At 72.3% G+C, this 25,608-nt stretch carries 23 protein-coding genes; 8 read left to right on the plus strand and 15 right to left on the minus strand.

Translation table 11 applies throughout. From position 1 onward, the window contains the following. Positions 1–132: 132 nt before the first annotated feature. A complete protein-coding gene (locus KIK09_RS00620; RefSeq protein WP_214316628.1) occupies positions 133–669 on the plus strand; it encodes an MFS transporter in 537 nt (178 codons plus the stop codon). Between the two features lie 184 nt (positions 670–853). On the opposite strand, the gene KIK09_RS00625 is transcribed toward KIK09_RS00620, so the two are convergent. Continuing rightward, on the minus strand, positions 854–2,296 hold the full coding sequence (locus tag KIK09_RS00625) for an alpha/beta fold hydrolase (protein WP_214316629.1): 1,443 nt from the start codon (positions 2,294–2,296) through the stop codon (positions 854–856). Between the two features lie 357 nt (positions 2,297–2,653). Between KIK09_RS00625 and KIK09_RS00630 the strand changes: the two genes are divergently transcribed. Further along, positions 2,654–4,198, plus strand: coding sequence for a PucR family transcriptional regulator (locus KIK09_RS00630; protein WP_214316630.1), 1,545 nt, complete (start codon positions 2,654–2,656; stop codon positions 4,196–4,198). Here the strand turns inward: KIK09_RS00630 and KIK09_RS00635 are convergent. Then, entirely contained in the window at positions 4,187–5,158 is a 972-nt protein-coding gene (locus KIK09_RS00635; protein WP_214316631.1) for an acrylyl-CoA reductase family protein, read from the minus strand. The genes KIK09_RS00630 and KIK09_RS00635 overlap by 12 nt on opposite strands. 119 nt (positions 5,159–5,277) lie before the next feature. On the opposite strand from KIK09_RS00635, the gene KIK09_RS00640 reads away from it, so the two are divergent. Both KIK09_RS00640 and kal read left to right on the plus strand, forming a co-directional pair. Further along, positions 5,278–7,332, plus strand: coding sequence for an acetate--CoA ligase family protein (locus KIK09_RS00640; RefSeq protein ID WP_214316632.1), 2,055 nt, complete (start codon positions 5,278–5,280; stop codon positions 7,330–7,332). Between the two features lie 6 nt (positions 7,333–7,338). Next, positions 7,339–7,731 carry a 3-aminobutyryl-CoA ammonia lyase gene (kal, locus tag KIK09_RS00645; protein ID WP_214316633.1) on the plus strand — a complete coding sequence of 131 codons (393 nt, stop codon included), beginning with the start codon at positions 7,339–7,341 and terminating at the stop codon, positions 7,729–7,731. Between the two features lie 14 nt (positions 7,732–7,745). On the opposite strand, the gene KIK09_RS00650 is transcribed toward kal, so the two are convergent. After that, complete coding sequence (locus tag KIK09_RS00650; protein WP_214316634.1) at positions 7,746–8,669, minus strand: Ppx/GppA family phosphatase; 924 nt, start codon at positions 8,667–8,669, stop codon at positions 7,746–7,748. A gap of 56 nt (positions 8,670–8,725) precedes the next feature. Here KIK09_RS00650 and KIK09_RS00655 point away from each other — a divergent pair, with 56 nt between their 5' ends. Beyond that, on the plus strand, positions 8,726–9,628 hold the full coding sequence (locus KIK09_RS00655) for an SUMF1/EgtB/PvdO family nonheme iron enzyme (RefSeq protein WP_308163864.1): 903 nt from the start codon (positions 8,726–8,728) through the stop codon (positions 9,626–9,628). Positions 9,629–9,632: 4 nt separating this feature from the next. Next, complete coding sequence (locus KIK09_RS00660; RefSeq protein WP_214316635.1) at positions 9,633–10,766, plus strand: UDP-N-acetylglucosamine--N-acetylmuramyl-(pentapeptide) pyrophosphoryl-undecaprenol N-acetylglucosamine transferase; 1,134 nt, start codon at positions 9,633–9,635, stop codon at positions 10,764–10,766. Here the strand turns inward: KIK09_RS00660 and KIK09_RS00665 are convergent. The 5 genes from KIK09_RS00665 to KIK09_RS00685 all read right to left on the minus strand — a co-directional run bounded on the left by KIK09_RS00665 (position 10,763) and on the right by KIK09_RS00685 (position 15,527). Continuing rightward, complete coding sequence (locus KIK09_RS00665) at positions 10,763–11,053, minus strand: hypothetical protein (RefSeq protein WP_214316636.1); 291 nt, start codon at positions 11,051–11,053, stop codon at positions 10,763–10,765. The two genes, KIK09_RS00660 and KIK09_RS00665, sit on opposite strands and share 4 nt — an antisense overlap. Positions 11,054–11,365: 312 nt before the next feature. After that, positions 11,366–12,259: a hypothetical protein gene (locus KIK09_RS00670; protein WP_250572469.1), complete on the minus strand. Its 894-nt coding sequence runs from the start codon at positions 12,257–12,259 to the stop codon at positions 11,366–11,368. Positions 12,260–12,270: 11 nt separating this feature from the next. Beyond that, complete coding sequence (locus tag KIK09_RS00675; RefSeq protein WP_250572470.1) at positions 12,271–13,086, minus strand: hypothetical protein; 816 nt, start codon at positions 13,084–13,086, stop codon at positions 12,271–12,273. A gap of 125 nt (positions 13,087–13,211) precedes the next feature. Further along, positions 13,212–14,090, minus strand: a complete 879-nt coding sequence (locus KIK09_RS00680) for a hypothetical protein (RefSeq protein WP_308163865.1) — start codon at positions 14,088–14,090, stop codon at positions 13,212–13,214. Between the two features lie 57 nt (positions 14,091–14,147). Beyond that, positions 14,148–15,527, minus strand: coding sequence for a hypothetical protein (locus KIK09_RS00685; protein ID WP_214316637.1), 1,380 nt, complete (start codon positions 15,525–15,527; stop codon positions 14,148–14,150). 112 nt (positions 15,528–15,639) lie between these two features. On the opposite strand from KIK09_RS00685, the gene KIK09_RS00690 reads away from it, so the two are divergent. Both KIK09_RS00690 and KIK09_RS00695 read left to right on the plus strand, forming a co-directional pair. Further along, a complete protein-coding gene (locus tag KIK09_RS00690) occupies positions 15,640–16,296 on the plus strand; it encodes a response regulator transcription factor (RefSeq protein WP_214316638.1) in 657 nt (218 codons plus the stop codon). Next, positions 16,293–17,453, plus strand: coding sequence for a sensor histidine kinase (locus KIK09_RS00695; RefSeq protein ID WP_214316639.1), 1,161 nt, complete (start codon positions 16,293–16,295; stop codon positions 17,451–17,453). Before KIK09_RS00690 ends, KIK09_RS00695 begins: the two co-directional genes overlap by 4 nt. Here KIK09_RS00695 and KIK09_RS00700 read toward each other — a convergent pair whose 3' ends face one another. From KIK09_RS00700 to KIK09_RS00730, 7 genes are all read right to left on the minus strand, one after another. Beyond that, positions 17,454–17,984 carry an energy-coupling factor transporter transmembrane component T family protein gene (locus tag KIK09_RS00700; protein WP_214316640.1) on the minus strand — a complete coding sequence of 177 codons (531 nt, stop codon included), beginning with the start codon at positions 17,982–17,984 and terminating at the stop codon, positions 17,454–17,456. It abuts the gene before it with no gap. Then, a complete protein-coding gene (locus KIK09_RS00705; RefSeq protein ID WP_214316641.1) occupies positions 17,981–18,655 on the minus strand; it encodes an energy-coupling factor ABC transporter ATP-binding protein in 675 nt (224 codons plus the stop codon). Before KIK09_RS00705 ends, KIK09_RS00700 begins: the two co-directional genes overlap by 4 nt. After that, a complete protein-coding gene (locus KIK09_RS00710) occupies positions 18,656–19,762 on the minus strand; it encodes a thiolase family protein (RefSeq protein WP_214316642.1) in 1,107 nt (368 codons plus the stop codon). It abuts the gene before it with no gap. 1 nt (position 19,763) lies between these two features. Then, on the minus strand, positions 19,764–20,996 hold the full coding sequence (locus KIK09_RS00715) for an AMP-binding protein (protein WP_214316643.1): 1,233 nt from the start codon (positions 20,994–20,996) through the stop codon (positions 19,764–19,766). A gap of 2 nt (positions 20,997–20,998) precedes the next feature. Further along, on the minus strand, positions 20,999–21,586 hold the full coding sequence (locus tag KIK09_RS00720) for a biotin transporter BioY (RefSeq protein ID WP_214316644.1): 588 nt from the start codon (positions 21,584–21,586) through the stop codon (positions 20,999–21,001). Between the two features lie 96 nt (positions 21,587–21,682). Beyond that, positions 21,683–23,539, minus strand: a complete 1,857-nt coding sequence (locus tag KIK09_RS00725) for a propionyl-CoA synthetase (protein WP_214316645.1) — start codon at positions 23,537–23,539, stop codon at positions 21,683–21,685. A 43-nt stretch (positions 23,540–23,582) separates the two neighbouring features. Continuing rightward, complete coding sequence (locus tag KIK09_RS00730; protein WP_308163866.1) at positions 23,583–25,466, minus strand: APC family permease; 1,884 nt, start codon at positions 25,464–25,466, stop codon at positions 23,583–23,585. Positions 25,467–25,608: the final 142 nt, after the last annotated feature.

Here is a 25,608-nt window from a genome sequence, read left to right on the forward strand (position 1 = left end):
CGAAGCCGATCTGGTACGGCGGGCCCTGCGGCTCAGCGCGTCCGTGAATCCACCCGCAACCTGGCTCGTTCATCAGCAGGCGGGAGCAGTGGCCGGTAGAGGCGGGCTCGCGCCATCTGCACAATGGTCGCCATGGATGAGAACATCACTGACGAGAACATCGCGGACGAGAACATAGCGAACGAAGCGTGGTGGAAGCGGAAGGCCGCCGCACATGCGGAATGGTGGCGGAAGCGGTCGGCAGCGCACGAGGAGGAGACCCTCCGGCAGAACAACGTGATGTACGGCGGCTTGATCGGTATCGGAGCCGTCTTGGTGCAGCCGTTCCTGACCTCGGGAGCGGCTTCCCTGGATCTGTCCGCCACGATCTGCGTGATCGCCTTCTCCTTGGCGATCCCGCTCTTGTCAGCTCTCATCATGTTGAACCGGCACGAAACCTATCGTCGGCGCATGACGAGTTCCGGTCTCGTGCTGATAGCGCAGCAGGTTTCGCTCGGGCTCGGGTTCGTCGGGGTGGTCGCCGCTTTCTGGCACATCATGCCGATCGCCGGGATCGCGATCCTGGTTGGCGCGATCTTGGGTCTCGCCGTTCATTCCGCGGGTTATGTGCAGGTGGAGGAAGAAGACGCCCAAGCCACGCCGGGTACGGAGCAACCGCCCCAATGGTAAATCCACGGCCGGACAACCTACGGGACCAGAGCCCGACGCCACCGTCCCTGCGGACGCCGGCCATGGAGAACCGCGCGCTCGGCCGGACCAGCGCAGGCACGCTGGTGCGGTGCCGTTCGCGCGGCGGCGACCAACCCCCTGAACGCAACGCCCGCACAGCTGGGCGGGTTCGGACGAACGCCGATCAGGAAGCCGGGAGCTTCGTACCGTCGCAGCCGTGGTCGATTCGGCCGGTGTTGAAGTAGCGCACCACGTCGACAGCGCACTCCGGGACGCGTGTGGCCGACCCGTGCACGTCGTCGTCGACCGTGTAGACCTTGCCGCCGACGGCACGCCACGTCTGCAGCGTCCACTCGTACGCGGACATGAACTCGTGGCGGTGACCGGCCAGGACCAGCGGCCCGCTACCGCGCTTCACCCGGGTCTCCTGCACGGGCAGCGGCCAGCCCGCGCACCCGGCGCCGAAACCGAACGCGGGGCCGGTCACCGGATAGCGCTCGAGCCGCTGCTGGTAGTCGGCCCACGCGGAGGAGAACCCTTGCCGGCTGCTGTCCTCGTTGCACATGACCGCCCGGTTCATCGTCATGTTGGCCCACTCGGGCGTGCCCGCCGCGGGCCGGCCCGGTTCGGCGCCGAAGATCTCCTTGACAGTGGGCGGCGCGGTGCCGCCGGTCGCGTTCAGCAGCTCGGCCAGCGCCTTGCCCGCCCGCGGCCAGTCGGGCGAGCTCCTGCGGGCCAGATCGGCGACGGCCATCCCGTCGACGGGCATCCTCAGGTCGGTGAACGTCCTGGGGTTCTCCTCGTAGTCGCGACGCAGCCGCAGAACCGCTTCGCGCACCTGCTCCGCGGTGGCGCCCAAGCCGTACGTCTTGTCGTTTCGCGCCAGCCACGCCGCCATCCGGCCGAAGTTACGCTCGGCGGCGGCAGCGTTGCCCGCCACGTGTTCGTCGAGGCGGGTCCAGGGCGGCGCCACGCTGTCCAGGAAGACGCGTCCCGTGTGGCCGGGGAAGGTGCTGCGGTACAGCACGCCCAGCCAGGTGCCCCAGGACACGCCGAGCAGGTTGAGCCTGAGCTCGCCCAGCGCGGCCCGGACCAGGTCCAGGTCCTTGGCCACGTTGGCGGTGGTGAGCTGCCGGAGGAAGGCAGGATCGGAGCGCCCGCAGGAGCCGTTGTCGGCCACCTGGGCGTCATACATCCGATGAGCCGCCTCCTCGGTCAGGGTGCCCGGCTGCCCGCCCGGAGGGCGCGGCGGATTCTCGCAGTCGACCTTGGTGCTGTAGTTCACGCCTCGGGGATCGAAGCCGATGATGTCGTACCGGTCGTTGAGCCGCGCGCTCTCCTGGTTCCTGAGCATGACCCTGAGGACGGGGTCCAGGTATCCGTAGTTGCCCGGACCGCCGGGGAGGACGGTGATGGCGCCGAGCCGGTGCTTCCTGTCGACGGCGCCGAGCCGGGTGATCGCGATGCTGATCTTCCGGCCGCCGGGGTGGCTGTGGTCGAGTGGGACGTTGACGGTTCCGCATTCCAAGCGCTTCATCTGGGCGCGGAACGCCGGTATCTGCTCCGCCGGCAGGCCCATTCCCCGGATCGCCTCGTCGGAGTAGGACGGACAGGGTTTCCAGTTCACGGCGGAAGCGGCAGCGTTCGCGGCGGACGGATCCGCCGCCGGCCCTGCCCAGGCGAGGCACGCCATGGCCGCGGCGGCGGTCATTCGCAGGCGCGGGCCCCCCGCCCGCAGTGGGCTCCGGACGTCAGCCGCTTGTGCATGATTCACAACAATGATCCTTTTCTGTGGAACGCACGGGCAAGGCCGGCGCGTCGAGATTCGAGGACCTTTGTAGAGCGGCAAGTGCTAGATCCTGATAAGCGCCCGGGATTGCACAGTGTCATCAGACGAGCGTGATCAGTTACGCTCTGGCGACTGCCGATAACAGCCGCGAGTCCGCAGTCTGAGGGTCAGCGCCGCTTCGAGAAAGGTGTCGAGGTGCTCGACGATCCCATGACAGGCCTGCCCACCGTGGCGGACGTGCTGGAGCTGCCCGTCCTCCGGCTCGGGCAGCCGGCCGTCATGGCCGCCGACGGACAGCTGTCGCGGCAGGTGCGCTGGGTGCACGTCAGCGAGCTTCCCGACATCGCGACGCTGCTGCAGGGCGGCGAACTGATCCTGACCACCGGCATCGTGCTGCCGCAGTCGGAGCAGGCGCTGCGCTCCTACGCGGACGGCCTGGCCGACGCGGGCGTCGCCGGGCTGGTGATCGAGCTGGGCAGGCGGTTCGCCGAGCTCCCGCCGGCGCTCGTGCGGGCGTGCGCGCGCCGGGACCTCCCGCTCGTCGCCCTGCGCAGCGAGGTGCGGTTCGTGAAGGTCACCGAGGCGGTGCACTCGCTGATCGTCGACGCCCGCGTCACCGCGCTGCGCTCGGCGGAGGAGGCCGCGGACCTGTTCACCGCCCTCTGCGTGCGGGGCGCGGGGGCCGCGGACATCGTGCGGGCGGTGTCCCGGCTGACCGGGTGCCCCGTCGTGCTGGAGAACCTGGCCCGCCAGGTGCTGGCCTGCTCCCCGGCGGACGCGCCTGTCGAGGAGCTGCTCGCGGGCTGGGAGGCCCGCTCCCGGGCGGCGGAGGCCCACTGGGTGGTCACGCCGGTCGAGGCGCGCGGCCGGCCCTGGGGCCGCCTGGTGCTCGTCCCCGACGGGGAGACCGGCCCCGCCGTGGACGCCATCATGCGCCGGGCGGCCACCGCGCTCGAGCTGAGCAGGATGACCGACCCGGTCTCGCCGGAGCGGCAGGCGCACCGGTCGCTCCTGACCGACATCGTCGGCCGCCGCTACACGAGCGTCTCGGAGATGGAGGTGCGCGCCACCGCTCTGGGCGTGCCGGTGGCCCGCCGTACCTTGGTCGCTGTGGTCGTACGGCCTGCCGACGAGGACCCGAGCACGGTCGCGGACGCCGTGCGGGCCACCGGCATGAGAGCCCTGGTGGCACCGGTGAAGGAGGGGCTGTTGGGCGTGCTGCTCAGCCTGGACTCCCCCGGTGACCGTCACCGGGCCCTGACCCGGCTGTCCGAGCAGATCCTGGCACAGGTCCCGGACGCGGTGACCGCCGCCGGTCCCGGCGTGCGCGGCCTGGCCGAGGTGTCACGCACGTTCGCCGAGGCCGAGCACGTGGCGGACGCGGTAGGCGGCGAGAAGGGCGGCAAGCTGTACTACGAACTGGCCGACGTCCAGCTTCGCGGCCTGCTCCACGCGCTTCGCGACGACAGCCGCCTGCAGGACTACGTCGAGCGGACGCTCGGCGCGCTGCTCAGCTACGACGCGCGCCACGACGCCGGCCTGCTCGACGCGTTGCGCGCCTTCCTGTCGGACGGGAAGCGCAACAAGTCGGCCGCGGCGGACGCCGCGCATCTGTCCAGGCAGGTCTTCTACCAGCGGCTGGCAGCGATCGAACGGGTCCTGGGCGTGGACCTGTCCGACGCGCGGACCTGCACCTCCCTGCACACGGCGATCATGGCGCTCGACGTGCTACGAGGCTAGGCGGACCAGGGTGCGTCCCTGGTTCCCGCCGGCCAGGACGCGGTCCAGCGCCGGGCCCAGCCCCTCGAGGCCGACCTCCTGGGTGGCGATTGTGTCGAGGCCCTTCGGGCGCAGGTCTTCCGACAGCCTGCGCCACAGGTCGCGCCGGAGCTCGATGGGGCAGCGGACGGAGTCCACCCCCAGCAGCGCGACGCCGCGCAGGATGAACGGGAACACCGTCGTGCCGAGCTTCGGGCCGCCGGTGTTGCCGCTGGCCGCGACGGCCGCGCCGTACCGGAGGGTGGCCAGCACGGCGGCGAGCGTCTCCCCGCCGACGCAGTCGACCGCGCCCGCCCAGCGCTCCTGCTCCAGCGGCCTGCCCGCGGCGCCGATCCGGTCGGCCACCTCGGCCGCCCCCAGCCCGCGCAGCCAGCCGGCCGCCGCGGACTTCCCGGTCGAGGCGACCACCTCGTAGCCGCGAGCGGCCAGGATCCCGACGGCCACGCTGCCCACGCCGCCGGTCGCGCCCGTCACCAGGACGGGCCCGTCCTGCGGCCGGAGCCCGCGTGCCTCCAGCTGGTGCACGCTGAGCGCGGCGGTGAAGCCCGCCGTACCGAGGCTCATCGCCTCGCGGTCGGTGAGCCCGGACGGCAGCGGCACCACCCACTGCGCAGGCACTCGCGCGTAGGCGGAGTATCCGCCGTGGTGGGCGACTCCCAGGTCGTACCCGTGCACCAGGACCGGAGTGCCAGGCGCGTAGCCGCCTCCCTCCACGACGGTTCCGGCCAGGTCGATCCCGGGGACGAGCGGGCTGATCCGAGCCACCTTCCCGTCCGCCACGGTGGCCAGGCCATCCTTGTAGTTGACCCCCGACCAGGTGACGCGGATGGTCACGTCTCCCTCGCCGAGGTCGTCAAGGCCGAGGCGGCGTATCTCGCGAACGCCCTGTTCCACGACGTAGGCGTCGAATCTTTCAGGCATGTACGGCAGTCTTCCCCCCGTGTCCGCGGGTGGCCACGGACAAGGTGTACGGCTCTGGCCGCATCCCCGGACAGGTTGCCCCTGCCGTCCGCGGGCCCGGCGGGCGCACAGTCGACGACATGGACCTCAGCTCCCTGCTCCGGCCGCGCTCCATCGCGGTGGTGGGCGCCTCCCCCAGGACGTTCGTGGGGCGCGTCGCGCTGGACAACTGCCGTGCCCTCGGGTTCGGCGGCGTCCTCACCCCGGTCAACGGCCGGTATGACGAGATCGCCGGGCTGCGCGCCGTCTCGGCCGTGGCCGAGCTGCCCGCGCCGCCGGACGTCGTGGTCGTGCAGGTCGCGACCGAGCGCGTCCTCGGCGTGGTCGAGGAGTCCGTCGCGGCCGGGGCGCGCAACTTCGTGATCCCCGGCGGCGGCTTCACCGACTCGGGCGCGGCCGCGAAACGGCTGGAGGCGGGCCTCGCGCCGCTGGCCGCCCAGCACGGCATCCGGGTCGTCGGCCCGAACTGCATGGGCGTGGTCGATCTGGTCACGGGAGCCGCGCCGTACGTCGGCACCGTCCCCGAGCATGTACGGCGCGGCCGGGTCGCGGTCCTGGCACAGAGCGGCGCCGTCGTCGAGGCGGTCGTCAACTCCGGCGGCCGGGTGCCGATCTCCACCGCGGTCTCCACCGGGTCGGAGTCCGCCACCGGCATGGCCGAATACCTGCGCTTCTTCGCCGGGGACCCGGCCACCGGCGCGGTCATCGCGCTGGTGGAGGGGTTCACCGACCCGACGGGGTTCCTGGCGGCGGCCCGGCGCCTGGCCGAGGCGGGCAAGCAGCTCGCGGTCTGCGTGGTCGGCCGCACCGAGACCTCCCGCGCCGGGGTAGCCGCGCACTCGGGCAAGCTGGCCGCGCCGTACCGGGTCGCCACGGCCGCGCTGCGCCAGGCGGGTGCGGTGATCGCCGAGGATCTGGACGAGCTGCTGACCTTCGGCGAGATCCTCGGCACCGGGCGGCGGCCCGGAGGCAGGCGGGTCCACATCGTGACGAACTCCGGCGGCGAGGGCAACCTGCTGGCCGATCTGGCCGAGGACGCGGGACTGGAGCTGCCCCCGATGAGCACGTCGGCCGCCGCCGCCCTGTGCGAGCGGTGGCCCGACTTCCACGTGGCCAACCCGCTGGACCCGTGGGGCGTGGACGACTATCCCGAGGTCTACCCGGACGCGCTGCGCGCCGCCGCCCACGAGCCGGGCGACGTCCTCGTCGTCTCGATCGACCAGCAGGCCTGGTGCGGCCAGTACGAGAAGCGGCTCGGCCGCGACCTGGCCGGATACCTGGCCGACGCGGCGGCGGAGACCGGCAGGATGCCCGTCTTCCTCAGCCCGGCCAGCCAGGACCCCGACCCCGCCCTCGCCGACCTGTGCCGGGCCCGCCGGGTTCCGCTGCTGCGCGGCGCCCGGCCGGCCCTGACCGCCCTCGGCCGGCTGGCCGCCGCCGCGCCCGACCCGCTCGCCGTTCCCGGCCCGGCCCGCCGCCACCATCGGCTGGCCGAGGGCACCCCGCTCACCGAGGAGGTGGCGCTGGACGTGCTGTCGTCGTACGGCGTGCGGGTGCCGAAGCGGATCCCGGCGGACACGCCGGAGGAGGCCGCGGACGCCGCCCGCGAGATCGGCGGCACCGCGGTGGTGAAGGCCGTGGCCCCCGGGCTCCTGCACAAGAGCGACCTCGGCCTGGTCCAGGTGGGCCTCACCGGGCCGGACGCCGTGCGGGAGGCAGGAGCGGCGATCCTCGCCAAAGCGGGTCCCGGCGCGACGCTGCTGGTCATGGAGCAGGTCGGCGGAACGCTCGACGTGCTGCTCGGATACGCCCGCGACCCGCAGTTCGGCCCCACCCTCCTGATCGGCCTCGGAGGGGTGTGGGCCGAGGAACTCGACGACGTCGCCGTGCACGTCGGCCCGCTCGACCGCGAGGCCGCGCTCCGGCTGCTGGCCCGCAGCACGGTGGGCCGGATGCTCACGCGGGCGCGCGGCGGCGCGCTCCCTGCGGACGGCGTCATCGACACCCTCCTGGCGCTCGCCGAACTCGGATCCGCGCACCCGGAGATCACCACGATCGACGTCAACCCACTGATCATCGGCCAGGCCGGCTCATGGGCCGTCGACGCCGCCATCGAAACCGTCCCGAAAAGGTAGGAAGTCATGTCCGAAGAGATCACCGCCACCCTGCGCGTCCGCATCGGCCAGGAGGAGGCGCACTACGGGGGCAACCTGGTCGAGGGCGCCCGGATCCTCAAGCTGTTCGGCGACGTGATCACCGAGATCGCGATCATCACGGACGGGGACGAGGGGCTGTTCGCCGGCTATGCGAACATCGAGTTCCTCGCCCCGGTCTATGCCGGTGACTTCATCGAGGCCACCGGGCGGGTCACCCGCGTCGGGAACACGAGCAGGACCGTGGCGTTCGAGGCGCGCAAGGTGGTCGCCTCACGCTACGACCTGGCCCCGAGCGCCGCCGACGTCCTCCCTGAGCCCGTCGTGGTCGTCAGGGCCACCGGGACGACGGTCATCCCCAAGGCCCATTCCCGGACCTGACCGTAGCCAGGCCTTCAGAGGATGTCGAGGCGGCGGAGGATGACGCCTTCGCGGAGGGCCCAGGGGCAGATCTCCAGGCGGTCCACTTCGAACAGGTCCATGGCCGCGTCGGCGACGAGCGCTCCCGCGGCCAGCTGGGTGGCGCGGCCTTCGGAGACGCCGGACAGCTGGGCGCGTTCGGCGGAGCTCATGGTGGTGAGTTTGGCCGCCCACTCGGCCATGGATTCGCGGGTGAGCGAGCGGGACACGTAGAGCCCGTCGCTCGAGGGGGCCGCCCCGGCGATGCGGGCCAGCTGCTTGAAGGTCTTGGAGGTGGCCACGGCTCGGTCGGGCTCGCCGTACCTGACGACGTCGCCGACCGTGCGGGCGATCTCGGCGCGGACGTGCTTGCGCAGCTTACGGAGCTCGTCGGCGGACGGCGGGTCGGCGGTGAACCAGCCGCGGGTCAGCCGTCCCGCGCCGAGCGGCATGGAGACGGCCACGTCGGGCTCCTCGTCGACCCCGGCGGCGATCTCCAGCGAGCCACCCCCTATGTCGAAGGCCAGCAGCCGCCCCGACGACCAGCCGAACCAGCGGCGCACGGCCAGGAACGTCAGGCGGGCCTCGTCACGCCCCGAGAGGACCTGCAGGTTGAGCCCGCAGCGCTGCTCGACCCTGGCCAGAACCTCCTCGCCGTTGACGGCCTCGCGAACGGCCGAGGTGGCGAAGGCGAGGAAGTCCTCCACGCCCTTGTCCTCGGCGATGCGCTGCGCTTCCTCGGTGAAGTCGCCCAGCCGCTCCACGGCCTCGTCCGTCAGTCGGTTGTCGGCGTTGATCAACTCGTTGAGGCGCAGTTCTTCCTTGTGGGAGTACGCCGGAATCGGCCGAGCGCCGCGGTGGGCGTCGACGACCAGTAAATGGACGGTGTTCGAACCGATGTCCAGCACGCCGAGTCGCATACTGATGACGCTACCGGTACGCGGCCGGTACGGCGAAGCAGGCTACCCTTCCTCGGGTGGGTAGCGCGTGTTGCGGGCCGAGCAGAGCTGCGCAGGCTCCGCCGTACCAGGTCAGGGTCGAGCCGCGGCACCAGCCGCGCGGCATGGTGCCCGTCCCGGGCGGCAGGTTCCTGATGGGCGGCGACGACCCCGACGGGCGGCCCGAGGACGGTGAGGGCCCGGTCCGCGAGGTACGGCTGGCGCCGTTCCGGATCGATCCGGCGTGCGTGTCGAACGCCCAGTTCGCCACGTTCGTGAAGGAGACCGGCTACGTCACCGAGGCGGAGTCGATCGGCTGGTCGTTCGTGTTCCGCCAGTTCGCCAGGCACGGGATCATGGACGCGACCGTCCCGCAGGCGCCCTGGTGGGTGGGCGTGGAGGGCGCGACGTGGCGTTCGCCCGAGGGGCCGGGCTCGTCGATCTCCGCCAGGCAGAACCACCCGGTGGTGCACGTGTCGTGGCACGACGCGGCCGCCTACGCCACGTGGGCGGGCAAGCGGCTGCCGACCGAGGCCGAGTGGGAGATGGCGGCCCGCGGCGGCCTGGAGCGCAAGCGGTACCCGTGGGGCGACGAGCTGGCGCCGAACGGCAGGCAGCGGTGCAACATCTGGCAGGGCCACTTCCCCACCGCGCCGAGCAGGGACACGATGCCGGTGAAGTCTTTCCAGCCCAACGGCTACGGCCTGTACAACGTCTCGGGAAATGTCTGGGAGTGGACGGCCGACTGGTGGGGCACCTCCTGGCCGCCTCACGCCGAGGACCCGGTGGGCCCGGAGACGGGAACGGCCAAGGTCATGAGGGGCGGCTCGTACATGTGCCATGATTCCTACTGCAACCGCTATCGGGTGGCCGCGAGGACGGCGAACACGCCGGACTCGTCGACCGGGCACACGGGGTTCCGCTGTGCGGCCATACTCTGATCGCATGTCTCGAACCCTGCGACTGCTGATCACCGGTGGCGGCACCGGCGGTCACACCTACCCGGCTCTGACCACCCTGTCCGCGGTCCAGCGGCGCCAGTTGCCGCTCGACGTGTTGTGGGTGGGCACGGCGAACGGGTTGGAGGCCCGCATCACCGCCGAGCACGGCATCCCGTTCAAGGCGATCACCACGGGCAAGCTGCGCCGCCGGCCGAACATCAAGGAGCTGGGCACCAACATCGCCGACGTGTTCCGCATCCCGGTGGGCGTGGCGCAGGCGGTGGGCCACGCGGCCCGCTACCTGCCGGACGTGGTGCTGTCGACGGGCGGGTACGTGGCTGTGCCGATCGGGGTGGCGGCCAAGCTGATCCGCCGACCGCTGGTGATGCACGAGCAGACGACCGTGGTGGGGCTGGCCAACCGGATCCTGTCGCGGCTGGCGACCAGGATCGCGCTGTCGCACGAGTCGTCGCTCGAGTACCTGCCCGCCTCTGCGCGGGCCAAGGCCGTGGTGACCGGCAACCCGATCAGGCCCGAGCTGCTGCACGGCGACAAGGCGGCCGCCTACGACCTTTTCGGGCTGACCTTCGAGGTGCCGCTGATCTATGTGACGGGCGGCGCGCAGGGCAGCAAGCAGATCAACACGTTGATCGCGGAGGTGCTGCCGCGGCTGCTGCCGCACGCGCAGATCGTGCACCAGTGCGGCCCCGCCTGGATCGACCAGATGCGGGCGGTCGCGGTGCCGCGCGAGCTGGCCGACCGCTACCACCCGGTCCCCTACGTCGGGCCCGAGCTGGCCGACCTGTTCGCGGCGGCGGACGTGGTGATCTCACGCAGCGGCGCGGGCACGGTCTCGGAGCTGACGGCGATCGGCAAGCCGTCGGTGCTGATCCCGCTGATCCCGACGGGCGGCGACGAGCAGCGCAAGAACGCGGGCTACCTGGCCTCCTCGGGCGCCGCCCGGGCCCTCCTCGAGCCCAACCCGACTGCGGACCAGCTCCTGGCCGAGCTCATGCCCCTGCTGGCGGACCCGGCGCTCCGCGCCGCCATGGCGGAGGCGGCCTCCAAGCTCGGCCGCCTGGACGCCGCTGACGCGCTCTGCGACCTGCTGCTGTCCGCCGCCCAGCCGGCGGCCTAACCCCCGAGCCGCTCCAGCGCCCGCCGCGCGGTGTCCAGGGCCTGCTCCAGCCGCCAGGCCTCGCCCGCCAGCTCGTCGATCTCGGGCACCGCCAGGCGGCCCACTCCGGCCTCGGCCACGAGCTCCTGGTACTGGTGCCAGTTCCCCTGCAGTTCCTCGACGTGGAGCCGGGCCTGGTAGGCCCGCTCCGCCTCGCCCACGCTCCACGCGTACCGCTCGAGCGCCTCGATCCTGGCGACGATCGCGGCCCGGCTGGCGTCGAGGGCCCGCGCCATCTGCTCGGGCACGGCGACCAGGTCGGGCCGCTGGCGCGAGCGCGGCCCACCGGACGTGGCGTGTCCTTGAGTCGGTCGCCGTGAAGGCGAACCAGAAGAGCAAGCCGACGGACGAGAAGAGCGCCGCCACGACGAGCAGCTCAGGGCTCACCGATCCATAGACCGTCAGCGCGAACCAGACCACGATGTTGACCACGAGCGTGACGGCCGGCGGTTTCATGGAGGGCGGCCTCTTCGGCATCCAGCCCTGGCGCAACCGCACGATCAGGTCGGGGTAGGCGTGGATGAGGCGGGCGTCCGGCTCGGGGACGGAAGGGTCGACGATCATGATTCGCCGGGGAGGTGTCTGAAGGCTTCGTGGGCGGAGGTGATGCTGCGGCGCAGGGCCTGCTCGAGCTGGTCGGCCTCCTGCGCCAACCGGCTGATCTCCGGTACGGCGAAGCTGTCCGCGCCCGATTCCGCGACGAGCTCCTCGTATTCGCCCAGGCGGCCGCGTAACTCCTCGATCTGGTGGTGGGCGCGGTAGGCGCCTTCCGCCTCGGCGACGTTGGCCGCGTAGCGTTCGAGCGCCTCCACCCGGGCGACGACCGCGTTCTCGCTGCTGTCCAGGGCGCGGGCCAGGGGTTCCGCGACGGCGGCCACCTCGGGGGTGACGCCCTCGGAGACCGTCTGCCTGTGCTTGGCCCGCAGGGCCGACAGCTTGGCGAGCAGCCGGGCGATCTCCCACTCCTGGGCGGGCAGCATGACCGCGTTGCGCACGCCGTCCAGCAGCCCTTCGACGTTGACGGCGGAGTAGGTGATCGCCCTGATCGCGGCCTGGCCGCGGGCGAGCAGGCGCTGCGAGGCCTCGTCCAGGTCCTCCGGCAGCACGTACCGTCCCTCGTACCAGCGGGCCCTGTTCAAGGCCTCCCGCTCGTCGCGCACGTCGTCGTCCTCGACGATGTCGGCGCCGACGAAGGCCATGATGAGCAGCGGAACGCCGATCAGGGCGATGATCAGGGCACCCGTGCCGTTGCTCACGGCGCCGGATCCCATCAGCATGATGACGAGGGTCAGCACGCCGAGCACGACCACGGTCACGCGGCCGAGGCGGCTCATCCGCCGGGGCGGCGGGTCGGCGACCCAGCCCCGGCGCATTCTGGCCAGCAGGTGCGGGTTGTCGTGAAGTAATGAAGCGTCCTCGGGTGGTACCCCCGGATCGACCACCATCTCCGCCATGCATCCTGATCTTAGTCGCGCAGGTGGCGAAAAGCCTCGTGTGCCGACTTCACGCTGTCGCGCAGCGCCTGTTCAAGGCGGTCGGCGTCCTCGCCCAGCCTGCCGAGCTCCGGCACCGCCGACCCGTCGGCGCCCGACTCGGCCAGCAGTTCCTCGTAGCGGGGCAGCTTGGCGCTGAAGCGTTCGATCTGGTTGCGCGCCCGGTAGGCGCGTTCGGCCTCGCCGACATGCCCCGCGTAACGTTCCAGCGCCTCGACGCGGGCGGTGACCGCCTCCTGGCTGGTCGCCAGCACGGCGGCCAGGGGCTCGGCGACGGCGGCCACCTCGGGGGTGATGCCCTCGGCGACGACCTCCTCGTGCTCGGCGCGCAGCGCCGACAGCTTGGCAAGCAGCCGGGCGATCTCCCACTCCTGGGCGGGCAGCATGACCGCGTTGCGGATGCCGTCGAGCAGGCCCTCGGCGTTGACCGAAGAGTCGGTGACGGCCTCGATGGCGGCTTGCGCCCGTCCCAGCAGCGTCCTGCCCTGCTCGTCGAGGTCCTCGCGGATCACGTAGTGGCCCTCGTGCTCGCGGGCACTCTCGTAGAGGTCGAGCTCGGCGGTCATGATCCGCTCGAGCTCGGCGTCCCTGCGCGGGATCAGCACCACTCCCATGATCAGCAGCGCGGCGACCGACATCGCCACCACGAAGGCCGAGTAGGCGCGGTCGCCGAACAGGCCGAGCCCGATGAGCACGGCCGCCAGGGCGCCCACGGTGAAGACGGCGCGTAAGGCGATACCGATCACGGGGGCGGGGCGCTTGTAGTCGGGCGCCCAGCCCGTGCGCATCCGGGAAAGGATCTTGCGATTCTGACGCAACAGCTCCGCGATTTGCTCCGGCACGGCCGGATCTACGACCACCTTCGCATGACGCCCGGGCACACTTGCGATCCTAAGTGGCGCTCTGTCCGGTGTCAGCCTTCGAGATAGCGGAACGCCTCCTGCGCCGAGGTGACGCTGCGCCGCAGGACGCGCTCGAGGTCGTCGGCGTCCTGCGCGAGCCGTTCCAGCTCCGGTACGGCCAGCGCGTCGGCGCCCGACTCGGCCAGGAGCTCCTCGTAGCGCGGCAGCCGGGCGCGCAGTTCCTCGATCTGGCCGCGGGCGTGGTAGGCGCGCTCGGCCTCGGCGACGTGGTCGGCGTAGCGCTCCAGCGCCTCGACGCGGGCGGTGACCGCCTCCTGGCTGGTGGTCAGGGCCCCTTCCAGGTGTTCGACGACAGCGGCCACCTCGGGCGCGATGCCGCGCCCGAGCAGCTCGACGTGCTCGGCGCGCAGCGCCGACAGCTTGGCGAGCAGCCGGGCGATCTCCCATTCCTGCTCGGGCAGGAGGATGGCGTTGCGCGGGCCGTCGAGCAGTCCTTCCGCGTTGACGTGGGAGTGCAGCACGACCGTGCTGGCCTGCTGCGCGCGCCGCAGCAGCGCGGCCGCCTCCTCGTCGAAGTCCTCGGGCAGCAGGTAGCGGCCGTCGTTCAGGCGGGCCTTCTCCAGCAGCTCGCGCTCGCGCGGCCGTTCGTCGGGTGACACCTCGTTGATCGAGGCGATGCGGATCAGCACCACGAAGACGAACGCGCCTAACAGCACGAACCCGAGGGGCCGTACCGGGGACGCCAGGAGCACGGCCATGAGCGCGATGACGACGGGTGTGGCGGCCAGCAGCGCGACGCCCGACGGGCTCCTGCGCCGCTGCTCGGGTAAGGCGGGCGGCGGCACCCAGCCGGCCCTGATCCTGGACAGCAGGTGGGGGTTCGCGCGCAGCAGCCCGGCGATCTCCGGGGCGACTCCCGGATCGACCACCACTCCCACGCTCTGCCCTGGCACCCTGGCGCCCCCAACGCTCGTGATGCTCGCATGCTACGGAACATTTCGCCCGTGTGTGCGGGTGTGGAGCGCCAATGCGGCGGCGATGCAGGCGAAGGGGATGGCCGGAGTGACGTAGCGCTGGTCGAAGTCGAGGACGGCGACGGGCCCGACGAGCAGGGCGACCGAGATCGCCCACGGCAGCAGCGCCCGCCTTTCGCGCCAGGCTCCGCCCACCCCGCCGGCCAGCAGGACCAGCTCGAGCACCGGGGCGTGCAGGAGCCACGGGTAGGTGTAGGCGGACAGGACCGTGCCGTAGGGCTCGACGGAGGTCAGCCCGTGGATGTCCGGGTCGTACTCGGCCTTCACCTTGTCGATCAGCGGTTGCCCGGTCGGCAGCGTCGAGGAGCCGTGCGGGAACGACAGGCCGGCCGAGACGCGCGCGGGGTGCGCCACCGGGGTCCAGGAGAAGGCCAGCGAGGTGTCGGCGGCCACGTCCCGCAGGTAGTCCAGCGGCTGGGCGAGGACGGCCGCGACGGCGAACCGCTTGGCCAGGTCGTTGGCGGCGTAGCGGCCGCCTGGCATCAGGTTGACGGGGGCGCGCGGGTCCCACACGTACTCCGAGGCGGCGTCGAGCCTGGTGCCGTTGGGGCACAGCCTGGCCAGGTCAGGGGGCGGCTGGATCACCCGGCAGTCGGCGAACGTCATCGTCCTGGCCCACAACGACACCCCGTCGGCGCCCGTCAGCGCGAAGCGTCCGTAGACCGCCTGGAACCAGCAGGCGTAGGCCACCAGCGGCAGCGCCCCGGCGGCGACGGCCGCGGCCACGGGGCGCCATCCGGCCCGCCGTACCAGTAGGTAGCCGACCACCAGCACCAGCAGCGGGGCGGCGGCCGTGCGCGTCAGCCCGGCCAGGGCGACGAGCAGCGCGCTGAGCGCGGCCGCCCTGGCCGTGACCCGCTCGTGCCACATGAGCACGGCGAGCGCGGCCAGCAGCAGGGCGTAGACCTGCAGGTCGGACAGGATGGCGTGCTCCTGGCGCAGGAAGGCGGGGTCGAACAGCACCGGCAAGCACGCCAGGGTCGCGCCCCACGCGGGTACGGCGTGGCGGCGCAGCAGCAGGTAGATCAGCACGGCCACGCCGAGCCCGAGCGCGTGCTGGATCCCGGCGATCACCTGGACGCTGTGGAAGGGCCGCAGCAGCCACAGGAACCAGGAGTAGCCGGCCGGGTGGAACTGCTCGCCGGGCCGCGGGTGGCCAGCCATGTCGAGGTACTCGAACGAGTCGTACCAGTAGACCTGCGCGCCGTCGTAGGCGAGCATGACGAGCACCCGCAGCGCCACGGCCGGCGCGAGGACGAGCAGGAACAGCCGGTGGCGGGGCCCGGAGACGGGCGCGTCCGCGACGATGGCCGGCGGGCTCAGAACGGTCATGGAGCGGCAGTTCAGCGGGTGACCGCTAACCTGAACGTCACCACATCTGGTTATGCCCGCGTTATGCGGATTACGGGAAGATGCCGGGCATTTCGAGCTTTAGGGGGCGTGGGTGCGGGTTCTGGTCGCCGAAGACGAGCGCATGCTCGCCGACTCGATCGCCGAGGGGCTGCGCGGTGAGGCGCTGGCGGTCGACGTGGCCTACGACGGCGAGGAGGCGCTGCAGCGGCTGGGCGTCAACGAGTACGACGTGCTGATCCTGGACAGGGACCTGCCGCAGGTGCACGGCGACGAGGTCTGCAGGACCGTGGTCGACAGCGGCTGGCTGGTGCGGGTGCTGATGCTGACCGCCGCCTCCGACGTGCGCTCGCGGGTGGCGGGGCTGTCGCTGGGGGCCGACGACTACCTGCCCAAGCCGTTCGCGTTCGAGGAGCTGGTGGCGCGGGTGCACGCGCTGGGCCGCCGGGCCCGTCCCGCGGACCGGCCGATGCTGGAGCGGGCGGGGATCCGGCTCGACTGGGCGCACCGGCAGGTGTTCCGCGACGGGGTGTACGTGCCGCTGGCCCGCAAGGAGTTCGGCGTGCTTGCCGAGCTGCTGCGGGCGCAGGGGGCGGTGGTCTCGGCGGAGGAGTTACTCGAGCGGGTGTGGGACGAGCACATCGACCCGTTCACCAACACGGTGCGCACGACGATGATGAAGCTGCGCAAGAAGCTGGGCGAACCACAGGTCATCGAGACCGTTCCCGGATCGGGGTACCGCATTCCATGAGCATCCGGTTGCGTTTCGCCCTGGCCTGCGCCGGGGTGTTCTTCGTCCTCGCCGCGCTGGTGCTCGTCGGGATCTACGTGGTGGTACGGCAGAGCCTGGAGTACCGCGCCGGGCTGCTCACGCCGAGCAGCATCACGGTGAACAGGCCCTGGGGGGTCAACGGTTTCGGGCGGTTCGACGACTACTACGAGGTGGCCAGGCTGCGGGCCATGCAGGTGCGGGAGGTCTACCAGGCCGACACGCTGTCCAACGTCCGGACCGTGGGCGCGCTGGCGGTGCTCGGTGGCACGGCGGCGGCCTTCGGCATCGGGTGGCGGGCGGCGGGGTGGGTGCTGCGCCCGCTGAGCAACGTGACCTCCTCGGCCCGCCGTATCGCGCAGCACCAGGACCTGAGCGAGCGGATCGGTTACGAGGGGCCGCGCGACGAACTCAAGGAGCTCACCGAGATCTACGACACGATGCTCGGCAGGCTGGCCCGCTCCTTCGACGGGCAGCGCAGGTTCGTGGCCAACGCCTCGCACGAGCTGCGCACCCCGCTGACGATCAACAGGACGCTCGTGGACGTCGCGGTGCGCAGGCCCGACGCCACCGAGGACGTGCGGCGGCTCGGCGAGTCGCTGCTGCTGGTCAACGCGCGCCACGAGCGGCTGATCGACGGGCTGCTGGCGCTGACGGAGGGCGAGCAGGCGGTGCTGGACCGCCGGCCGTTCGACCTGCAGGACGTGGCCGAGCACGTGCTCGACCAGGCGGCGGGCGAGGCGGCCGAGCGGGAGGTGGCGATCCACCGGCTGCTCGACCCCGCGCCGACGGCGGGCGAGGCGGTGCTGGTCGAGCGGCTCGTGCAGAACCTGGTGGAGAACGCGATCCGGCACAACCACCCCAAGGGCGAGGTGTGGGTGACGACCCGCCGCCGCGGCGGGATCGTGGAGCTGGTGGTGGCCAACTCCGGGCTGCAGGTGGCACCGTACGAGATCGAGACGATCTTCGAGCCGTTCCGCCGGCTGCACGGCGACCGGCTGCGTTCCGACCGGGGCAGCGGGCTGGGCCTGTCGATCGTGCGGGTCATCACCGAGGCGCACGGCGGCACCGTGATCGCCAGCCCGCGCGAGGAGGGCGGTCTGACGATCACGGTGGAGCTGCCGTCGCAGGAGCCGTGATCAGTCGTCGACGCCGCGCGCGTTCAGCGCCTCGCCGAGCGCGTCCGCGTGGCGCAGCGCGCTGACCAGCAGCGGCACGGCGAACGCGCGCACGCTGCGCTCCACTCCCCTGGCCCGCTGCGCCTCGCGCACCCGTACGGCCAGCTCGGTCATCACGGGGACGCTGCGCAGCGTGAGCGACAGCAGCAGCGATACCCGGGGCGGCACGCCGCGGCGGTCCAGCCAGGCGAGCAGCTCGGAGGTGGGCGTGGTGAGCGTGACGAGCCCCGCCAGCGCGACCGCGAGCACGACCCGCAGCGTGGAGGAGATCGCGGTCGGCAGGTCGGCGAACAGCAGCTGGCTGCAGAACAGCAGGACCGCGAACCAGCGCAGCGGCCGGATCTGCCCCCATGCCGCCTTGAGTCCGGCCCCGGAGAGCCAGTAGAGCAACGCGACGAACACCGACGCCTCCGCCAGCGCATACGGCGAGCGCAGCAGCACCAGGACCGTGCACCCGACGGCCAGTCCGAGCAGCTTGAAGCCGACGCTCACGACATGAGCCTGCGGTAGAAGCCGATCGCGGCGCCGGGCTCGTCGTCGGCGACGATCTTGCCCTCGTCCAGCACGAGCACCCGGTCGAAGCCCTCGAGCAGCTCCAGGTCGTGGCTGACGACCACGACCTGCTGGTCCAGGTCGCGCACGAGGTCGGCGACGCGGCGGGAGTGGCGCAGGTCGAGCAGGGTGGTGGGCTCGTCCATGACCAGGATGTCGGGTTCGAGCACCATCACCGAGCAGAGCGCGAGCAGCTGCTTCTGCCCGCCGGACAGCTGGTGGGCGGGGTGGGCGGCGTGCTCGCCCAGGCCGTACCGCTCGAGCATCTCGCGCACGCGGGCGTCGACCTGCGCGCGGGTCAGGCCCTTGCGGCGCAGGGAGAAGGCCACGTCCTCGGCCACGGTCGGCATGACGATCTGCGCGTCGGGGTCGGTGAACAGGAAGCCGACGCGCCGCCTGATCTTGGCGCCGTCGCGGCGGGTGTCGAGGCCGAGCACGGTCACGGTGCCCGAGGTCGGCCTGGCCAGGCCGTTGAGCAGGCGGGCGAGGGTGCTCTTGCCCGACCCGTTGGCGCCGACGACGCCGACGTGCCTCTCGGCCAGCGTGAGCGTGATGCCGCGCAGCACGTCCCGCTCGCCCAGCCGGACGTGGACGTCGGCCAACTCGATCACTCACACCACCTCGAACAGGGCGGCGACTCCCAGGCCGCCGCCGACCGCGGCCGCTGCCAGGCCCAGTGTCCCCCGCGGCGCGCCCGAACGTACCAGGCGGCTGAACAACCTGGTGACGGCCACCGCGCCGGAGGCGCCCCAGGGGTGGCCGAGCGCCAGCGCTCCGCCGCCCGCGCAGACGCGGTCGCGTTCGACGCCGACGGCGTCGATGACGGCCAGCACCTGAGCGGCGAAGGCCTCCACGATCTCCACGGCCGCGACGTCCCCGATCGCAGCGCCCGACTTTTCCAGACATTTCCTGATTGCTGGCACGGGGCCCCAGCCGGGCAGCTCGGGGTCGCAGCCGACCACGGCGCCGGTGACGAGCCGCAGGCCCGGCCTGCCCGCGCGGAGCCGCTCGGGCACGACGGCCACGGCCGCGGCGCCGTCGCTGATGGGCGAGGAGTTGCCCGCGGTCACGGTCCCGCCGGCCACGAACGCGGCGGGCAGCCGGGCCAGCGTCGCCGGCTTCAGCGGGCGCGGCCGCTGGTCGGTCACGCGTCCGTCGATGGGCACGATCTCCTGCTCGAAGTCGGTGGCCAGGGCCCTGGCGTGGCTCTCGCAGGCGTAGGCGTCCTGCCGCTCCCTGCTGATCGAGCTCGCCGCCGCCAGCGCCTCGGCTGCGGGCCCCATGTCCGGGTCCGGCCGGCCCTCGGGCACGAAGGGGGCTCGCTGGTACGGCTCGGCCGCCCCCACCCGGGTCCGCAGCGGAGCCGTCGAGGCGCTCTCCACGCCCCCGGCGATCACCACGTCCACCGCGCCGCTGCCGATCGCCTGGGCGGCGACCAGGACGGCGGCCAGCCCGCTGCCGCACTGCCGATCCACGGTCAGCCCGGGAACCTCGTGGCCGAGCCCCGCCGCCAGCGCCGAGACGCGCGCCAGGTTCCCGCCCGGGCCCATGCAGTTCCCCAGCACGACGTCGTCCACCGGCAGCCCGCCCAGCTCGCCGGCCACGGCCGCGATCACGGGCGCGGCCAGCCGCTCGGTGGTCAGCTTCTTGAAGGCGTGCCCGGCCGTCCCGATCGGCGTCCGGCGCGCCGCCACCACCACCGGTGTCGTTTCCGTCATGTCAGAGCCGCTTCAACTGGTCGAGGATCTCGGCGATGAGCGCGCGGGCGGGCTTGCCCGTCGGGGTGCGCGGCAGCGCCTCCGCGCTGTACCAGCGGCGGGGCCGCTGCACCGGGTCGAGCCCGCCACGCGCCACGGCCTCGAGGGCCGCGCGGGAGGCGGGGCCTTCGACGACAGCGGTGACGACCGAGCCGAGCTCCGGGTGCGGCGAGCCGAGCACGACCACGTCGCCCACGCCGGGCACCCGCCTGAGCACGGCCTCGACGTCCTCGGGCACAACGGTCGCGCCGCCGGTCTGGATCGCGCCGTCACCCCTGCCGCGCAGTCGCAGCCTACCGCCGGGCCGGTACGGCTCGGCCAGGTCGCCGACCGTCGTCCAGCCGCGGGCGTCGCGGCGCATGGGGCCCTCGGCTCCGGCGAGGTAGCCGTGGGCCAGCCACGGCGAGCGCACCCACAGCTCGCCGTCCCTGACCTCGACCTCCACCTCGGGAAAAGGACGCAGCCCCGTGCCGTCGGCGTCGACCGCGACGAACGACAGCTCGGTCGCGCCGTAGTAGGCGACCACGTGCAGCCCGGGCGGGCGGTCGCGCAGCGCCGCGCCGCCGACCACGGCCACGCGCAGCCGGTTGTCGTGCTCGAGCACGGCGGGCAGCTGGTGCGGCACCAGGTGCGCCACCGTGGCGTCGCGCAGGTAGGCGGCCAGGTCGCCGCCGGGCCAGCGCCCCGGCACGACCGCGGTCGCCCCGGCGGCCAGCGTGTGCACGGCCGCGAAGCAGTAAAGGGAGGAGACCGGCGAGCCCGGCACGAGCACGACGTCGTCGGGCCCGATCCCGGTGAGCGCGTCGAGATGGCGGAACGATCCGCTCCAGGACTCCGCGCTCCGCAGGACCGCCCGCGGCCTGCCGGTGCTGCCGGAGGTGAAGCACGCCCAGCCGCCGCCGGAGTTCGTGAGCGTGGCGGGGATGCCGGACAGGACCGCGGCGCGGCGTTCGGCGGACCAGGTGGGGTCGCAGATGAGGGGGGTGGCGCCCGCGAGGTCGGCGGCCAGCGCGGTGGCGAGGAGGTGGACGGGGTCGGGCAGGGACAGCGGGACCAGGTCACCGGGGTGGTGACCGTGGTCCCGCTGGATCATCGCGGCGAGCTCGCCGTAGCTGACCTCGCCCGACGGGCCCCGCAGTGCCGGGTGGCGGGGTCGCTCGGCGGCATGCCGTACCACGTGTGCGGCGAGCGGCATGCTCAGTGGGTCTCCGCCCGCACGCGCTCCTGGTGGACGGCGGGGATGGCGTCGGGGTAGGCCCGCTGCGTGCCCCGGGCGATCAGCGAGGCGAGCACCGCCTTGATCGCGTCGCCGGGCAGGAAGACCATGCTGAGCAGGGCCGCCTTGCTCAGCGACATGCCGGTGATGGCGGCCTGGACGGGGATGCCGAAGGCGTAGATCACCAGGACGCCGCCCACCAGGCAGGCGGTGAGCAGGCGGATGATGCCGGGATGGGTGCCACCGCGCTCCACGATCCAGCCGGTGACGGCGGCGCCGGGGATCCAGCCGATGAGGAACCCGGCCGACGGCCCGGCGAACACGGCGAGCCCGCCGCGGCCGCCGGCGAGCAGGGGCAGCCCGGCGGCCACGAGGATGAGCAGCACGGCGACCGCGAGCGCGGAGCGCCAGGTGCCCAGGATGGCGCCGGCCAGCATCACCCCGAAGGTCTGCAGGGTGATGGGGACGGAGTTGCCGAAGACGTTCAGTGCTCCGGGCAGGCCGAGCACGGCGATCACGGCGGCGAAGACCGCCACCCGGGCAAGATCGCCCATCGTGGTTCGATTCATGAGGACGATCCCACACCACCCGGGTCACGTTCACGCATGTAGGAATCCCACAACATTCCTCCGCGGGTGTCGAACCCGCGCACCAATCGCCCCCGGTCAGAGCGACCGGGTGATCTCGTCGAGCGCGGCGGGATCCTCGATCGTGGAGGGCGTGGTGTAGGGGCGGCCGGCGGCGATGTCGCGCATGGTGCCGCGCAGGATCTTGCCCGAGCGGGTCTTCGGCAGCTTCCCGACCACCACGGCGCGGCGGAAGGCGGCGACGGGCCCGATCCTGTCGCGGATCAGGGCGGTCAGCTCGCGCTCGATCTCGGCCGGGTCGCGGTCCGCGCCGGCCTTCAGCACCACGAACCCGACGGGCAGCTGCCCCTTCAGCTCGTCGGCCACGCCGATGACCGCGCACTCGGCCACGTCCGGGTGGGAGGCGATGACCTCCTCCATCGCGCCGGTCGACAGCCGGTGGCCGGCCACGTTGATGACGTCGTCGATGCGGCCCATGACGTACAGGTAGCCGTCCGCGTCGAGGTAGCCGCCGTCGCCGGTGAGGTAGTGGCCGGGGAAGCGCGACAGGTACGCCTCGGCGAAGCGCTCGTCGTCGCGGTAGAGCGTCGGCAGCGTGCCGGGCGGCAGCGGCAGGCGCAGCGTGACGGCGCCCTCGACGCCCGCCGGGCACAGGTTGCCGTCAGGGTCCAGGATGCGCACGTCGTAGCCGGGCACGGGCTTGGTGGGCGAGCCCGGCTTGATCGGCAGGGGTTCGATGCCGACGCAGTTGGCGGCGATGGGCCAGCCGGTCTCGGTCTGCCACCAGTGGTCGATCACCGGGATGCCGAGCAGGTCGCAGGCCCAGTGGTAGGTGTCGGGGTCGAGCCGCTCGCCCGCCAGGAACAGGTAGCGCAGGCCCGACAGGTCCCACTTGCCGGTGAACGCGCCGGAGGGGTCCTCCTTCTTGATGGCCCTGATCGCGGTCGGCGCGGTGAACAGGGTGCGCACGCCGTGGATGGCCACGACCCGCCAGAACGCGCCGGGGTCCGGGGTGCCGACGGGCTTGCCCTCGTACAGCACCGTCGTGCAGCCGGCCAGCAGCGGGCCGTAGACGATGTAGGAGTGGCCGACGACCCAGCCCACGTCGGAGGCCGCCCAGTACACCTCGCCGGGCGCGGCGCCGTAGACGTTGGACATGCTCCAGTGCAGCGCGACCGCGTGGCCGCCGTTGTCGCGGACGACGCCCTTGGGCAGGCCGGTCGTGCCGGAGGTGTAGAGGATGTACAACGGGTCGGTCGCGGCCACGCTCACGCAGTCGGCGGGGTCGGCCTGGGCCAGGGTGGCGGCCCAGTCGAGGTCCCTGCCCTGGACGAGGTCGGCGGGCGCCTGGTCGCGCTGCAGGATCACGCAGTGGCCCGGCTGGTGGGTGGCCTGGGCGAGGGCGGCGTCGAGCAGTGGCTTGTAGGGCACGACCCGGGTGGGCTCGATCCCGCACGAGGCCGACAGCACCACCTTGGGCTTGGCGTGGTCGATCCGGACGGCCAGCTCGTTGGCGGCGAACCCGCCGAACACCACCGAGTGCACGGCGCCGATCCGGGCGCAGGCCAGCATGGCGATGACGGCCTCGGGCACCATCGGCATGTACACCACCACGGTGTCGCCGGCCTCGACGCCGAGCCCGCGCAGCATCCCCGCGGCCCGCCGTACCTGCTCGAGGAGTTCTGCGTAGGTGTAGGTGCGCTCGGTGCCGGTGACGGGGCTGTCGTAGATCAGCGCGGCCTGGTCGCCGCGGCCCGCGGCGACGTGCCGGTCGAGAGCGTTGTGGCAGGTGTTCAGCCGCCCGTCGGGGAACCACCGGTTCCCCTGCGAGACGACGGTGGGCGGCTGATCCCAGTCGATGCCGCGAGCCGCCTCCGCCCAGAAACGCTCGGGATCTTCGATGCTCGCCCGGTAGACCGCGTCAAAACCACCCATCCAACGATCAGACCAGGTCAGGGCCGATACATCAAGCAGGAACTCACCCCACGTGCACCTGGGGCCTGCGCTGCAGGTCGGGTTCGGCCTTGCGGAGCACCTCGCGGGTCAGCGGCGGCACGTCGCCGCCGCCGAACAGCAGGTAGCGCAGCAGCGCCCCGATCGGGTTGCCCTCCGCCCAGTGGAAGTAGACGTGCGGGCGCCGCCCGGTGGTGTCGCGCAGGTGCAGCAGGATGGCGGCGATCGTGTTCGGGACCGCGGCGCTCCGCACGGTCAGGACGCGGTAGCCGTGGCGTTCCTCGCCGTGCACGTTGATCTCGGACTCGAAGTCGGAGGTGTCGCCGAGCGTGACCTCCAGGAAGATCATCGGCTCGGTGCCTGGCAGGTGGTGGTACTCGCGGGTCTCGCGGTCCTTCTCGCGGTACTCGGCCTCGTCGCGGGCGTCCGGCTCGTTGGCGATGATGCGCAGCTCGCCCTCCGGCAGCGAGTCGATCAGCCGCTTGGCCTCCTCGTCGAGGTCGATGGTGGTCACGCGCAGCTCGGTCGAGCGGGTGGCGCGGGAGATCAGCGAGGTGACGATGATGGCCACGACGAAGAACAGCGCGATCGACAGGCCGTCGGGCCGCTCGAACACGTTGGCCGCGAACGTGTAGGCCAGGATCAGCGAGATCAGCCCGAACAGCGCCGCGGCCAGCCGGCGGCCGCGGCGGGCGACGGAGATCGTGACGGCCACGGCCGCCGACAGGATGAGGGCCAGGACGCCGGTGGCGTAGGCGCCGCCCTGCGACTCGACGTTCGCGCCGAACATGATCGTGATGACGAACGAGATCGCGGTGAACACCAGCACCAGCGGTCGCACCGCGCGGGCCCAGTCGGGGGCCATGCCGTACCTGGGCAGGTAGCGCGGCACGATGTTGAGCAGCCCGGTCAGCGCCGAGGCGCCGGCGAACCAGAGGATCGCGATCGTCGAGATGTCGTAGGCGGTGCCGAACCAGTCGCCCAGGTACTCGTGGGCCACGTAGGCCAGCGCCCGCCCCGCGGCCTTGCCGCCGGGCTGGAACTCGGCGGGCGGGATGAGCACGGCGGTGGCGAAGCCGCTGAAGACCAGGAACACGCTCATGATCAGCGCGGCGGTGGTCAGCAGGCGCCTGGCGCCCCGGATGCGGCGTTCCAGGTCGCCCTCGATCTGCGGCATCACCGCGACGCCCGTCTCGAAGCCGGACATGCCCAGCGCCAGCTTCGGCAGCGCGACCGCCGACAGCGCGATCATCGCCAGCGGGCTGCCGTGCCCGGCGGCGACCAGCGCGTCCTGCCAGTTGGCCACCAGCGACGGCGCCGACAGCACCTCGACGACCGCGGTGGCCACCACGACCACGTTGAGCACCAGGTAAACGGCCACCAGCGCGATGGCGAGCCCGATCGCCTCACTGAAGCCGCGCAGGAAGATCGCGCCGAGGGCGGCGATGAGCAGCAGCGTGATCGGCACCTGCTGCCCGTCGAGCGCGTCGGGCACGAACGGGTTCTCCAGGATGTGCGCCGTGGCGTCGGAGGCCGACAGCGTGATCGTGAAGATGAACGCGGTGGCCACGAAGCCGAGCAGCACGAGCACCAGCAGCTTGCCCCACCAGTGCGGCAGCAGCCGCTCCAGCATCGCGATCGAGCCCATCCCGTTGGGGCTCTCCGCGGCGACGGCGCGGTAGGTGGGCAGCGCGCCGAACAGCGTCAGCGCCACCAGCATGAGCGTGGCGATCGGCGACAGGGCACCGGCGGCCAGCGCGGCGATGCCCGGCTGGTAGCCCAGCGTGGAGAAGTAGTCGACGCCGGTCAGGCACATGACCTGCCACCAGGCGTGGCGCTTGCCCGGATGCTCGTCGTGCATGCCCGAGGTGGGCTGCAGACCGTGCAGCAGCCAGCTCCGTATTGACACCCATTTACCCTTTCTTGACGCCCCCAGACCCTATAGGGCGCAGCCAGGGAAATGGCGGGACATTTCAGGGTGTGTCCGGGTACGGTGATCAGGCGGGGTGGTTCCTGGGCGTGCTTGCTTCTCTCCTTTGACAATGACCTCA

The sequence above is a fragment of the Nonomuraea sediminis genome, assembly GCF_018531495.1.
GTDB lineage: Bacteria > Actinomycetota > Actinomycetes > Streptosporangiales > Streptosporangiaceae > Nonomuraea > Nonomuraea sediminis.

Coding starts and splice junctions, on each gene's coding strand:
- KIK09_RS00620 (WP_214316628.1), top strand. CDS start 133: ATGGATGAGAACATCACTGACGAGAACATCGCGGACGAGAACATAGCG.
- KIK09_RS00635 (WP_214316631.1), bottom strand. CDS start 5,158: ATGCCTGAAAGATTCGACGCCTACGTCGTGGAACAGGGCGTTCGCGAG.
- KIK09_RS00640 (WP_214316632.1), top strand. CDS start 5,278: ATGGACCTCAGCTCCCTGCTCCGGCCGCGCTCCATCGCGGTGGTGGGC.
- kal (WP_214316633.1), top strand. CDS start 7,339: ATGTCCGAAGAGATCACCGCCACCCTGCGCGTCCGCATCGGCCAGGAG.
- KIK09_RS00650 (WP_214316634.1), bottom strand. CDS start 8,669: ATGCGACTCGGCGTGCTGGACATCGGTTCGAACACCGTCCATTTACTG.
- KIK09_RS00660 (WP_214316635.1), top strand. CDS start 9,633: ATGTCTCGAACCCTGCGACTGCTGATCACCGGTGGCGGCACCGGCGGT.
- KIK09_RS00670 (WP_250572469.1), bottom strand. CDS start 12,259: ATGGCGGAGATGGTGGTCGATCCGGGGGTACCACCCGAGGACGCTTCA.
- KIK09_RS00675 (WP_250572470.1), bottom strand. CDS start 13,086: ATGCGCACGGGCTGGGCGCCCGACTACAAGCGCCCCGCCCCCGTGATC.
- KIK09_RS00685 (WP_214316637.1), bottom strand. CDS start 15,527: ATGACCGTTCTGAGCCCGCCGGCCATCGTCGCGGACGCGCCCGTCTCC.
- KIK09_RS00695 (WP_214316639.1), top strand. CDS start 16,293: ATGAGCATCCGGTTGCGTTTCGCCCTGGCCTGCGCCGGGGTGTTCTTC.
- KIK09_RS00710 (WP_214316642.1), bottom strand. CDS start 19,762: ATGACGGAAACGACACCGGTGGTGGTGGCGGCGCGCCGGACGCCGATC.
- KIK09_RS00715 (WP_214316643.1), bottom strand. CDS start 20,996: ATGCCGCTCGCCGCACACGTGGTACGGCATGCCGCCGAGCGACCCCGC.
- KIK09_RS00720 (WP_214316644.1), bottom strand. CDS start 21,586: ATGAATCGAACCACGATGGGCGATCTTGCCCGGGTGGCGGTCTTCGCC.
- KIK09_RS00725 (WP_214316645.1), bottom strand. CDS start 23,539: ATGGGTGGTTTTGACGCGGTCTACCGGGCGAGCATCGAAGATCCCGAG.